This is a genomic window from Fictibacillus gelatini DSM 15865, from assembly GCF_000430745.1.
Taxonomy (GTDB): Bacteria; Bacillota; Bacilli; order Bacillales; family Fictibacillaceae; genus Fictibacillus_A; species Fictibacillus_A gelatini.
In genome coordinates this window covers 56,081-68,410 of sequence record NZ_AUMP01000025.1, presented here as the reverse complement: position 1 = coordinate 68,410, position 12,330 = coordinate 56,081, and the positions used below count along the sequence as shown (strand labels likewise).

Sequence of the window (12,330 nt, the reverse complement as noted above, 5' to 3'; positions counted from 1 at the left end):
AATACTTTTTAACAATAAATATTTAAACATACAGATCGGATCGATAGCAGTTCGACCGTTATCATGACAATATTTATCTTTCAATTCCTCGTAAACAAAGGAAAAATCAACTAGCTCATTTATTTTTCGTAATAAGTGATCTTTAGGAATAACCAAATCGTAAATCCCCATAAAAGGACTGAAAACCATAGATTGTTGTTTTTGAATCATCTTTATACCACCCACGAGAATTTGATAAGTTAATTATTACATAAAAAAAGTGTTACTTCCTTATATATTTTGGGAATCACACTTTTTTCGGGGGACTTTTTCAGTGGCCTCTCAAAATGGCTGAAATCAATAAGTTATTTTTCAAACTGCAGGAGTTATTTTCTAAATGCAGATTTTATTTTCCAAACTAAAGGATTTGTTTTCCAGATTGCAGATTTTATTTTCCAAACAGCAGGATTTATTTTCTAATTTGCAGATTTTATTTTCCAAAACACTAATTTTATTTTCCAAACTGCCATTTTTATTTTCCGTACTCGTATGAACCTGAGTTGAAAAAGGAGGAACTGTAAATTGCCAGATGAAAAAAAGCGCTTTATTCAGGAGTTTGTGCCGGGAAAACAAGTGACGTTAAGCCATATTATTGCCAATCCTGATCCCGACATGTTTGATAAACTTGGAATCATCGAGTCGGGGGCGATCGGGATCTTGACGTTGACGCCAAGCGAAACGGTCATTATTGCAGGCGATCTGGCCACCAAAGCGGCGAGTGTGTCGTTAGGGTTTTTAGACCGGTTTACCGGAAGTCTTGTAATCGTAGGAAGTGTATCCGAAGTGGAGCTCGCTATGGAGCGAATCAATATGTTTTTGTCCGAAAACCTTGGCTATACGCCATCCACGATTACAAAATCATAAGGAGAGAAGAAATGGAAAAAAAGAACCGCGTCATGATTATAGGCGCTATCGGGGCCGGAAAATCTACGTTGACGAATGCACTGTTAGGCATTGAAAGAGAAGCAAGAAAAACGCAAAGCCTTACATTTTTAGATTGGATCGTCGATACGCCGGGAGAGTATGCAGAGAACCCTTTATATTATAAATCCATTATGGCGACAGCTCTTGAAGTCACCCATACGATTTATTTGCAAGATGCGACGTCCGCTAAATCCATTTTTCCCCCGGGTTTTGCTACTGGCATCCCTAAATTGCCAATAGGAGTCGTTACGAAAGAAGACAAGGAAGGGGCCGATGTCTCAAGGGCGATTAAGCTTCTCAAGCAAACGATCAATAAAGGGCCAATTGTCATCACTTCAGCTTACACGAAAAAGGGAATCGGGCACATTCCAAATCTCGTAAAATGCAATTCCATGAAGGAAATTTTTCAATACTACAGCGGTCATTGTGATGATGAAACATTGGTATTTATATGAAACCCTTTACATTTATAAAAATATAAAGTATTCTGAAATTACAAAAGGATACGTATAAGGCAAAGGCGCCTTTCAAGCGGTAGATTCGTGCTGTGTTGAAGGTGCCTTTCTGCGTTAAAAGGGGCTTTCGGCATGGACAAATCATTTGAAATTCAAGAACTTTGCAAACAGCATACATCATTGGCCGATGAAGAAATCGGGCTAATTATTGAAAAAAGCAAGATGATGCAAACCATTGCAGACTTGTCCCAATCTCATGTGTTTATTGATTGCATAGTGAAAGACAACCAAAAGGCTCTAGTCGTAGCCGAAGCTTTTCCAACTACTGATAAGCGATTATACAAGGAGCCTGTCGTCGGCAACTTTATTTACGAAACATATGAACCGGCCGTTTTTAGAGCTTATCGGACAGGCCAGCCTGAAATGGTGAACAGGGCGGTGACCCATGAAGGCGTGCACGTCAACCAGAATGTAATGCCTATTCTGAACCATTCGGGAAAACCGATTGGATTGCTCATCTCTGAAAAAGATATTACCACTCAGGTGAAACATGAAAAGGAAATTGCTTTTTTATCAAAAACGACGGAGGAATTCAGCCGGACATTTTGGGATTTGATATCAAGGGATCCCTCCATTCCCGATGTCATCGAAGAAGCTCTTCTTTTGCTGAATGAAAATGGGGAAATTTTATACGCAAATAATTTTGCGATCAGCTTACTGCAAATGCATTATGAAGAAGGCGGACCATTCAATTACAAAAATAAGAGGCTTGAAGAAATACTTCCGTTTGTCAAAAAAGAAGACTATTTTCAAAAAGGAATTGTCGAGCAGGAAGTGACCCATCGTGGAAGAGTTTACATTAAGCGAATCATCGGCCTGCAATCGGAAGAAACAGAGAGAAAGCTGCTAGTCAATTTGAGGGACATATCCGATCTGCGTGAGAAGGAGCGCCAATTAGTGGTAAAGTCGGCAGTCATTAAAGAAATCCATCATCGAGTAAAAAATAATTTGCAAACTGTTGCCAGCCTCCTTCGTCTCCAAATGAGAAGAGGCGTTCCGGAAGAGACAAAGGCGTTGTATAAAGAAAGCCTCAACCGGATATTGAGCATTGCAACAGTCCATGAATATTTATCATATAGCGGAATAGAAGAAGTCGATATCAAGCAAATTCTCGAAAAAATTGCAAAGATGCTCATTTACAATACCGAGCTCGAAGAAAATCCGATTAAAATGGTCATGGCTCTTGACTCCATCACATTAAAATCCAATCAAGCTGTTTCGCTTGCCCTTATTTTCACGGAAATCTTGCAAAATAGCGTGAAACATGGCTATAAAAACGGCAATGGCGGGCAAATTGACATCAGCCTGAAAAAAGAGAATGAAGTGATTACCCTTAGCGTAAAAGATGATGGCGTCGGCTTCAATCCTGATGATAAAAAAGAACAATTAGGGCTTGAAATCGTCAGGAACCTGACACAATTTGACCTTTCGGGAACATTTGATATCTATCCGAATAGCGGCAGGGGAACTACAGCCAAGGTGCAGTTCTGTTTAGAAGAGGAGGGAGAATCGTGAGCAAACCAAGAATCATGGTCGTAGATGACGAATCCATTTTACGCATGGATTTGAAAGAAATGCTGACAGAAGCAGGCTACGATGTTGTAGCGGAAGCCAACACCGGCGAACTCGCCATTGAACTTGCCGCTCTCAATCAACCTGACTTAATCATTATGGATGTAAAAATGCCGAAAATGAATGGGCTAAAAGCATCAAAGATCATTGATAAAGCGTATCATATCCCCATTTTGCTGCTGACGGCCTACAGCGAATCGGAATTCATCGAGCAATCCAAAAACGCGGGCGTCATCGGCTACCTTGTCAAGCCGATTACGGAAAAACAGCTGATTCCCGCTGTGGAAATCGCTCTCGCGCAAACAAAAAGAATGAATGATTTAAGAGGAAACATTAAAAATCTGGAACAAAAAATTGAAGATCGAAAAGTTATTGAAAAGGCAAAAGGAATATTAATCGATCAATACAATCTTACGGAAGAAGAAGCCTACAAAAAATTGCGGGCGTATTGCATGAACCACCGGTTGGTCATGAAAGATGTCGCCAACTATGTCATTAAGCATAAACAACTTGACTTTAGCGCCAGGATTTCTTGCTAAAAGAATACATCAGGCAACGGAGCCTAATAAAGCAATCTTTTGATGGATTGTTTTATTAGGCTTTTTCTCGTTTTAGCGAAATTAGAAATGGGGGTGATCAATTGATAAGGGAATCTAAGAAGGAGACGATGATCAGCGCAGGAATTGATATTGGAACAAGTACGACAAAGATGGTGATCAGCCGGTTCACTCTTACCAATACAGCGGGATCGTCCCATGTCCCCCGGATTGAAATTATCGATAAAGACGTCATTTACAAAAGCCCTATTTTTAAAACTCCGCTCATCGGCGAGAAGCATCTTATCAATATCGATGCTGTTTATAAATTGGTTCAACAAGAATATCAAAAAGCGGGCATTGTCCCAGAAGAAGTAAAGACGGGAGCGGTCATCATTACAGGTGAAAGCGCGACGAAAGAAAATGCGGGCGACATCATCCATTTTCTTTCGGATAAGGCGGGGGATTTTCTCGTAGCTACAGCCGGGCCTGACTTAGAAGGAGTCATTGCGGCGAAAGGTTCCGGGGCTTATGACTATTCAATAGAAACTGGCAAAGTGATTGCCAATATCGACATTGGCGGCGGGACGGCTAACATTGCCATATACAAGCGGGGGAATCTATTAGGAACATGCACTCTTCATATCGGCGGGAGATTGATAGAGTTTCAAAATGAAAGAATCTCATATGTTGCACCTTCGGTAAAGCAAGTTGCGAAAAAGCTCGGGTTATCGCTTGAAGTAGGGGGGCCAAAAAATGATGAAAGGCTGGGTCCTATACTCGATTTTATGGCAGATTCATTGTGTGATGTTTTGCTCGGAAAGAAACGAGTAGAGGAAAATCCTCTTTTATTAGGGCACGCCCCACAATGGGGAGAAACAGTGGAAGCGATCATGTTTTCAGGCGGAGTAAGTGAATGTTTATACCGATTGGAACATCAAGAAAGCCGGGCCATATACGATGACATTGGAACCCGTCTTGCTAAGCGGCTAAGAGCGAGCGAACGGCTTAGGCAATGGCAGTGGATCGAACCGGCGGAAACGGTAAGGGCTACCGTTCTCGGCGCAGGTACGCAAACAACGGAAATAAGCGGGGCAACCATCCACGTACACCCTTCAAAGCTTCCGATAAAAAATCTGCCGGTCTATCATGTGAGAATGGAAGGGATGAAAGATGGGGAAAGCAAAATCAACAATGCCATTGACCATGCAATTAACTTGTATGACCCTCAGCAGGAAGGAAATAATTTCGCACTTTACTTGACCGGATTGAATGTTTTGCGATTTAGCGAAGTTCAAGCCCTGGCCCGCTGGCTTTTAAACGGGCTAGAGCGCCAGCATCAAAATAACCATCCGATGGTCATTGTCGTGGCCAATGATATAGCGAAAGCCCTCGGGCAGTCATTAGGAGCATTGAAGTCCAGAAGGGAGATCATCTGCATCGATCAAATCCGGGTTGAAAACGGCGATTATTTAGATATCGGTCATATGTTGCAATCGGAGGTCGTTCCAGTTGTCGTAAAGACCCTTGCATTTCATTCATAAGAAAGGTGATTGACATGAAGCTTTCGACAAAATTGCTTGGTCAAGTGTACCAATTTAAAGATTTAAAAGAAGTTTTCGCAAAAGCAAATGAAGAGAAATCCGGCGACCGGCTGGCAGGGATAGCCGCAGAAACGGTTCAGGAAAGAATTGCAGCTAAACAAGTGCTAAGCAATATTACACTCGCTGATAGCCGCAACTACCCGCTCCTTTCACCTGAAGAAGATGAAGTTTCACGAATCATCGATGGACTTATCAATGAACCGATCTATTCATCTATGAAAGGGTGGACGGTGGCGGAACTAAGAGAATACATTTTGAGTGACGATACAACGGGAAATGAGTTGAAGCGGATTAGCCGCGGTCTTAGCAGCGAAATGATCGCCGCTGTGACAAAATTAATGTCCAATTTGGATCTTATCCATGCCGCTAATAAATTAGAAGTGATCACCCATTGCAACATTCCAATCGGGCAAAAAGGAGTGCTTGCCTCGAGATTGCAGCCGAACCACCCGACCGACAGCGTAGAAGGGATGATCGCTTCATTAAAAGAAGGGCTTTCTTACGGCATTGGAGATGCGGTTGTCGGCATTAATCCGGTCGACGATTCTGTTGAAAGCGTAAAGCGGCTTTTGCACGCTACTCACGATTTTATCGAAAAGTGGAAAATCCCAACGCAAAACTGTGTGCTCGCCCATGTTACGACGCAAATGAAGGCAATTGAGCAAGGGGCGCCTGCGGATATGATTTTCCAGAGCATTGCAGGCACGGAAGCAGCGAATAAATCATTTGGAATCGACGCCGCGCTTATTGATGAGGCGAATGACATGATCAATAAATATGGAACATCATCGGGCCCGCACCGTCTTTACTTCGAGACCGGGCAAGGATCCGAGCTTTCGGCGGAAGCCCATTTTGGCATCGACCAGGTGACACTGGAAGCTAGAAACTATGGATTTGCGAGAAGATATAATCCGTACATGTTAAATACCGTTGTCGGCTTTATCGGCCCCGAGTATTTGTATGACAGCAAGCAAGTCATCCGGGCTGGCCTTGAAGATCATTTTATGGGCAAGATGCACGACATTTCGATGGGAGTGGACATTTGTTACACGAACCATATTCGGGCGGACCAAAATGACATGGAAGATTTAGGCGTCCTTTTGACGGCGGCTGGCGTCAATTTTATCATTGCGACGCCAATGGGCGATGATTGCATGCTCAATTATCAATCGATGAGCTACCATGATGTCGCAACATTGCGCCAAACAATGAGCCGCAAGCCTTCCCCGTTATTTGAAGAGTGGCTGGAGGAAATGGGGATTATGGAAAGTGGCAAATTAACAAAGTTTGCAGGCGATTTGACGATTTTCTCTTGATAGGAGGTGATTGAACAATGGATGCTAGTTTAGTAGAGAAGATCACGGAAATGGTGCTCAAGGAGCTTCATTCAAAGGATAAAGAGAAACCGGACCAACAAGTTCCGACAAAAACGGCCGGAATGGTGAAATTGCACGGGAACTTAAATACAGTGCCTGATTTTTCAAAGTATGCCAGGAATCGCGAGGAAAAAGAAACCCCGGAAGAGGAGCCGGCGTTCGAAACGTTCGTTGATGACCCAAAAGAAAAAGAGCAGCTGCTGGACGCTTGCAAAAAGACACCTGCAAGGATAGGCATTGGCCGGGCAGGAGTGAGGCCAAAGACGAAAACGTTGCTTAAATTCCGGCTTGATCACGCGGCGGCCGTTGATGCGGTTTACGGGGAAGTGACAGAACAGCTTTTGGAAAAAATGAACTGGTTTTCGGTACAAACAATGGTGCAGAACCAGGAAGAATACATTCGCCGTCCGGATCTTGGCAGAAAATTGTCCGAAGAAGCAAAGAAAAAGATTTCAGAAACTTGCGTAAAGGCCCCGCAAGTGCAAGTCATCATTTCAGATGGGCTAAGCTCAGAGGCGATCGAAAAAAACGTGGAAGACGTTTATTTATCGCTCCAGCAATCATTAAACAGCCTCGGTTTGAAAGAAGGAACGCCATTTTTTATTAAAAATGGCCGGGTCGCGGTGATGGATGAAATCGGGGAGATCTTGGAGCCGGAAGTGGCCGTTCTTCTTATCGGCGAAAGACCTGGTCTTGTTAGCGCCGAATCTCTCAGCGCCTATCTTTGCTATAAACCGAGAAAAGGGACGATTGAAGCGGACCGGATGGTCATCTCAAACATCCATGAAGGAGGGATTCCTCCAGTAGAAGCAGGGGCGTATCTCGGGAGCGTTATTCAAAAAATTTTAAAATACGAGGCAAGCGGGGTTTCGCTTGTGAAAAAAGAACGTTAAAAGGATGGAGATTACAGTGTCTTTAGAGCCGATAAAAGCAGAAATCCTTGCTGTAAGAATCATTCCCAATATTGATGAAGGGCTATATAAGCAATTTCAATTAAAGCCGAACCAGAGAAGCCTTGGAATGTTGACGACGACCATCGATGACGTCGGATATACCGCATTGGATGAAGCGACAAAACAATCAGAAGTGGAAGTCGTTTACGCCAAGTCCTTTTATGCCGGGGCAAGCCATTCTTCAGGCCCTTTATCGGGAGAATTCATCGGGATCATTGCCGGGCCGAGCCCGGATGAAGTGATCAGTGGGATTGAAGCAGCCCAAACGGTCATTGAGCACGATGCCTACTTTGAATCATTAAATGAGGAGGGGACTCATGCTTTATATGCCCATGTTGTGCCAAGGACCGGAAGTTATTTGTCAAAGATCGCTAATATTCCAATCGGGGATCCTCTTGCTTATTTAATCGCCCCGCCGCTTGAAGCGATGTATGGACTTGATGCAGCGCTTAAAGCCGCCGATGTGACGATGCAGACATTTTTCGGGCCGCCTTCAGAAACAAACTTTGGCGGTGCTTTATTAACCGGCAGCCAATCCGCCTGCAAGGCGGCGGCCGATGCATTTCGCGACAGCATCATCGAAATTGCCAGAAAGCCGATTTCGTTCTATTAAGCAACACGGGAAGGAGTGATTCTGATGATAGACATAGATAAAGACCTCGAAACCTTGCAGGAAATGAGAAATGCCGTCCAAATGGCGAAAGAAGCCCAGCTAGCGTTCAGCAAATTTTCCCAAGAACAAGTGGACAACGTCGTCAAAGCGATAGCCGACGCCGCCTATGAGAAATCATATGAGCTGGCGCGCCTCGCTGTAGAAGAAACGGGGCTCGGGGTTGTCGAGCATAAAGTGATCAAAAACCATGTAGGCTCAAAGGAAGTATATGAATCGATCAAAGATGAGAAGACCGTCGGCGTCATTTATGAGGATAAGCAAAAGAAAATTGTAGAGGTGGCGGCCCCATTTGGAGTCGTGGCAGGGATCGTCCCGACGACGAATCCAACTTCAACCGCCATTTATAAAACGCTAATCGCTGTCAAGGCGGGAAACGCCATTGTTTTCAGCCCGCATCCTTCCGCTAAAAAATGTACGGTCGAGGCGCTCAAAATCTGCAGGGAGGCCGCTGAAAAAGCGGGCGCCCCCGCGGGATTGATTGGCTGGATTACGAGCCCGACAATGGAAGCAACCCAGCAGCTGATGAAGCATCCCGATGTGAACGTCATCCTTGCAACCGGCGGAGGAGGGCTTGTCAGGGCGGCTTATAGTTCAGGAAAACCCGCTTATGGAGTCGGACCGGGAAACGTTCCTGCCTATATCGAACGAACGGCAGAAGTGGCAAAAGCGGTAAAGCGCATCATCGCCAGCAAAACGTTCGATAACGGCACAATATGCGCATCTGAGCAAGCCCTTGTCGTTGATCAATCCATTAAAGAAATGGTCATCCGAGAATTCAAAAACGAGGGCGCTTACTTTTTAAACGATGATGAGAAAGAGAAGATGGAAAAAGTCATCTCTCCTGTTGCGGGAAAATTAAATCCGAAAATCGTCGGAAAGTCCGCCCGGGTGATTGCTCAAATGGCCAATATAAACGTTCCGGACGGCACGCGGCTCTTAATCGCTTTTGAGTCGAACATCGCGAAGAGCGTCCCTTTTTCCATTGAAAAATTAGCTCCGGTGTTTGGCTTTTATACCGTCTCGGATTGGAACGAGGCAATGGCGGTATGCGACAGGCTGCTTGCATTGGGCGGAAGAGGGCATTCGCTGGCGCTCCATACGACCGACGAAGAAATCGCAAGGAAATTCGCGCTACAAATGCCAGTTTCTAGATTGCTCGTCAATACACCATCCGCGCTCGGTGCCGTTGGCGCTACGACAGGTTTGAAGCCATCGCTGACGCTTGGATGCGGAACTTTTGGCGGAAATATTACTTCTGATAATGTAACGGTCACCCATTTGTTGAATAAAAAACGAATGGCCTATGAAACGAAAGAAATAGAAATCAAATCAAGCGCCGAACCAAAGAGCCCGGCAACTAATCAAGAAGATTTGCTAAAAGAGATTGTGAGCGAGGTCGTGGCAAAAGTTGGGGCAACCGGGGCGGCAGACAAAGAAACGATTGTCAGAATGGTCAGCAAGGCGATAAGCCATTTATAAAAATAAAAAACTACGTTTAGGAGGAATTTACAATGTCAAGAGAACTTACAGCTTTAGGAATGATCGAAACAAAAGGATTGGTAGCTTCCGTTGAAGCGGCAGATGCGATGGTAAAAGCGGCAAATGTGCATTTAGTCGGGAAAGTGCATGTCGGCGGCGGATTGGTCACTGTTTTAGTGAGAGGAGATGTCGGGGCTGTCAAAGCGGCTACAGAAGCCGGAGCCGCTGCTGCCCAGCGTGTCGGTGAACTTCTTTCTGTTCACGTCATTCCGCGCCCTCACAACGAGCTTGAAAGCATTCTTCCAAAAGTTGAAACGATGTAGCAGCAAGTTGTAAAAGGTGGTGCAAGTAGTGATTAATCAACAAGCTGTACATTCCATTGTGGAGGAGGTCATGAAGCAATTTGAACAGCGCCAAAATCGCTTTAAGCCTGTCCCGATTGCTGTTTCCGCAAGACATGCCCATCTTTCAAAGGAACATCTTGAAGTGCTGTTTGGATACGGGTTTAAGCTATCGAAACGGTCCGATTTATCGCAACCAGGACAATTTGCGGCAAATGAGACAATTACAATTGCAGGTGTGAAAGGGAGCATCGAACGGGTCAGGATTTTAGGACCGGCCCGGGGCTCCACCCAGATTGAAATTAGCCGGACGGACGCCCTAAAGCTCGGCGTTACTCCCCCACTCAGGCAATCGGGAGACATATCAGGCTCATCTCCATGTACGTTAATCGGCCCGAAAGGAAGCATTTATATCCATGAAGGATTGATTATCGCCGGCCGGCATATTCATATGACCCCTGAAGATGCCGAACATTATAAGGTGAAAGATCAGGAATATGTCGACGTTAAAGTTGAGTCTGAACGGCCGGTTACCTTTGAGCAAGTGCTCGTGCGCGTATCTTCCAGGTATCGTCTTGAAATGCATATCGATACCGATGAGGCAAATGCGGCATTTATTTCAAAAGGACAGACAGGCACGTTGTTTAAACGGGAAAGCAGGGGCGGGCAATGAATACGGGCAAATTGGATATTGATACAGTAAAGAAAATCGTGGAAGAGGTCGTTCGGCGGCTGCTTTCCGAAGAAAAAGAAGCCTATAGCAAGCCCCGATTATTGATTATCGACGATGAAAGTAAAGGCGGGGCCGGACTTGAGACAGTCATTGAAAAATGCCGGCCATATTGGAACATTAGCGTGGCGGCAAGCACCCAGGAAGAGGAAATAACCAATGAATTTTCCCATGTCATTTTTTTAAATAGCGATCAAGATTTCATCGTTCGCGGTGCGATTGGCCTAACCGACACTTATAAGTCCAAGCTATTAGCCAGAGTGCTTCATTTAAACATTCCTGCCACTCTTGTTTTGTCTGAAAAAGAAGAGTGGGCAAGGGGCTCGGAAACGACTTCCGCTTATAAACAATATTTAGAAAACCAGAGAAAACGGCTTGAAACGTTTGGCGCTTTTGTCACGACTCTTGAGCAATTAGATGGAGCGCTTTCAAAAGCGGCTTTCACTGGAAAACCGGAAAACATAGTTGTTTATCACGAAAAATTATTGACGGAAAGCAAAATAAATCACATTCATAGTGAGAAGGTTTTGTTGAACAAAGCCACAATTGTTACGCCACTGGCTAAAGATGCCGCAAGGAAAAAAGGAATTCAACTTTGTTTTGAGGATAGTGGGCGGTGATGCAATGCGATTAGGAACAGTGATCGGAAATGTATGGGCGACCCGGAAAGAAGATGGATTGACCGGGCTAAAGTTTTTGGTTGTGCAATTTGAAATGCCGGACGGGTCCCCTGTGGAAGCGCCAATTATTGCTGCGGATCAAATCGGGGCCGGAATCGGGGATAAAGTGATGGTCACGACCGGAAGTGCGGCGAGGTTTGCCGTACCGGAAAAAGATTTGCCCATTGATTCTGTCGTTGTTGGGATCGTTGATTCAATTGATGTAGAAAGCAGGTGAAGAAAATGGGAAAGGCTTTAGGGATGATTGAAACAAAAGGATTGATCGGCTCGATTGAAGCGGCGGATGCGATGGTTAAATCAGCCGATGTCAAACTCATCAAGCAAGAAAAGATTGATGGAGCATTGGTGACCGTTTTAGTAGAAGGCGACGTCGGGGCCGTCCAGGCGGCTGTCGAAGCCGGCAGGGAAGCAGCAAAGCGCGTCGGCGAGCTCGTTTCATCACATGTGATCCCGCGTCCAGACTCGGAAGTCGGCATATTATTGAAACCGGTAAAAAATACTAAAGAGACAGCCACCTCAAAAGGTAATGAGGCATCATCGGCAGCTTCTTCCGAGAAAAAGGATGAACCGAAAAGCAAAAGAAAGAAAAAAGAGGACTAGTGCCCCGACTTTCTACTTTTAATCTAAATTTAAGACGTTCGGACAATAAACTATCGATTTCCGATAATAAATCGGTTGTGTCGGACAATAAGGGTCCTCAATCGGACAATAAAATTTGTATTTTTTTCACTTTTTGTCCAAAAAGTAAGTTTTATTGTCCAAAATGGTGTACTTATTGTCCTAAAATTGTAAATTATTGTCCGAGAACGAGATATTTTTAATGAATTGGAATAATCATGATATTCTTTTTCTGATTTCACAAAAGTAACTGAAATCGAAACTGCTTTTCTAGAAAGGGCACTAGATTT

The 12,330-nt window shown here is 44.5% G+C and carries 15 protein-coding genes; 14 read left to right on the top strand and 1 reads right to left on the bottom strand.

Features of this window, described 5'->3' with window-relative positions; all coding sequences use genetic code 11:
- Positions 1 to 210: transposase (locus H538_RS0113200; protein ID WP_026678007.1), on the bottom strand; the 210-nt coding region annotated here is incomplete at its 3' end.
- 351 nt (positions 211 to 561) lie between these two features.
- Here H538_RS0113200 and eutS point away from each other — a divergent pair.
- From eutS to H538_RS0113125, 14 genes are all read left to right on the top strand, one after another.
- Entirely contained in the window at positions 562 to 903 is a 342-nt protein-coding gene (eutS, locus tag H538_RS0113190) for an ethanolamine utilization microcompartment protein EutS (RefSeq protein WP_026678006.1), read from the top strand.
- Positions 904 to 914: 11 nt separating this feature from the next.
- Positions 915 to 1,418 carry a EutP/PduV family microcompartment system protein gene (locus H538_RS0113185; RefSeq protein ID WP_026678005.1) on the top strand — a complete coding sequence of 168 codons (504 nt, stop codon included), beginning with the start codon at positions 915 to 917 and terminating at the stop codon, positions 1,416 to 1,418.
- A 132-nt stretch (positions 1,419 to 1,550) separates the two neighbouring features.
- Complete coding sequence (locus H538_RS0113180) at positions 1,551 to 2,993, top strand: sensor histidine kinase (protein WP_026678004.1); 1,443 nt, start codon at positions 1,551 to 1,553, stop codon at positions 2,991 to 2,993.
- On the top strand, positions 2,990 to 3,589 hold the full coding sequence (locus H538_RS0113175) for an ANTAR domain-containing response regulator (protein ID WP_026678003.1): 600 nt from the start codon (positions 2,990 to 2,992) through the stop codon (positions 3,587 to 3,589). Before H538_RS0113180 ends, H538_RS0113175 begins: the two co-directional genes overlap by 4 nt.
- Before the next feature lie 128 nt (positions 3,590 to 3,717).
- Positions 3,718 to 5,130: an ethanolamine ammonia-lyase reactivating factor EutA gene (locus H538_RS0113170; RefSeq protein WP_035350840.1), complete on the top strand. Its 1,413-nt coding sequence runs from the start codon at positions 3,718 to 3,720 to the stop codon at positions 5,128 to 5,130.
- Between the two features lie 14 nt (positions 5,131 to 5,144).
- A complete protein-coding gene (locus H538_RS0113165) occupies positions 5,145 to 6,506 on the top strand; it encodes an ethanolamine ammonia-lyase subunit EutB (RefSeq protein ID WP_026678001.1) in 1,362 nt (453 codons plus the stop codon).
- Positions 6,507 to 6,523: 17 nt separating this feature from the next.
- Positions 6,524 to 7,459 (top strand): ethanolamine ammonia-lyase subunit EutC, encoded by a 936-nt coding sequence (gene eutC / locus H538_RS0113160; RefSeq protein ID WP_026678000.1) that lies wholly within the window; start codon positions 6,524 to 6,526, stop codon positions 7,457 to 7,459.
- A gap of 4 nt (positions 7,460 to 7,463) precedes the next feature.
- Positions 7,464 to 8,132 (top strand): ethanolamine utilization microcompartment protein EutL, encoded by a 669-nt coding sequence (eutL, locus tag H538_RS0113155; protein ID WP_211235570.1) that lies wholly within the window; start codon positions 7,464 to 7,466, stop codon positions 8,130 to 8,132.
- A 24-nt stretch (positions 8,133 to 8,156) separates the two neighbouring features.
- Complete coding sequence (locus H538_RS23880) at positions 8,157 to 9,671, top strand: acetaldehyde dehydrogenase (acetylating) (protein ID WP_051291477.1); 1,515 nt, start codon at positions 8,157 to 8,159, stop codon at positions 9,669 to 9,671.
- A 32-nt stretch (positions 9,672 to 9,703) separates the two neighbouring features.
- A complete protein-coding gene (locus tag H538_RS0113145) occupies positions 9,704 to 9,994 on the top strand; it encodes a BMC domain-containing protein (RefSeq protein ID WP_026677998.1) in 291 nt (96 codons plus the stop codon).
- A 31-nt stretch (positions 9,995 to 10,025) separates the two neighbouring features.
- The gene (pduL, locus tag H538_RS0113140; protein WP_026677997.1) at positions 10,026 to 10,685 is read left to right on the top strand and encodes a phosphate propanoyltransferase; all 660 of its coding nucleotides are present in this window, start codon (positions 10,026 to 10,028) and stop codon (positions 10,683 to 10,685) included.
- The gene (locus H538_RS25100; RefSeq protein WP_026677996.1) at positions 10,682 to 11,362 is read left to right on the top strand and encodes a hypothetical protein; all 681 of its coding nucleotides are present in this window, start codon (positions 10,682 to 10,684) and stop codon (positions 11,360 to 11,362) included. Before pduL ends, H538_RS25100 begins: the two co-directional genes overlap by 4 nt.
- Positions 11,363 to 11,366: 4 nt before the next feature.
- Entirely contained in the window at positions 11,367 to 11,639 is a 273-nt protein-coding gene (locus H538_RS0113130) for a EutN/CcmL family microcompartment protein (RefSeq protein WP_026677995.1), read from the top strand.
- 5 nt (positions 11,640 to 11,644) lie between these two features.
- Positions 11,645 to 12,022 carry a BMC domain-containing protein gene (locus H538_RS0113125; protein ID WP_026677994.1) on the top strand — a complete coding sequence of 126 codons (378 nt, stop codon included), beginning with the start codon at positions 11,645 to 11,647 and terminating at the stop codon, positions 12,020 to 12,022.
- Positions 12,023 to 12,330 lie beyond the last annotated feature (308 nt).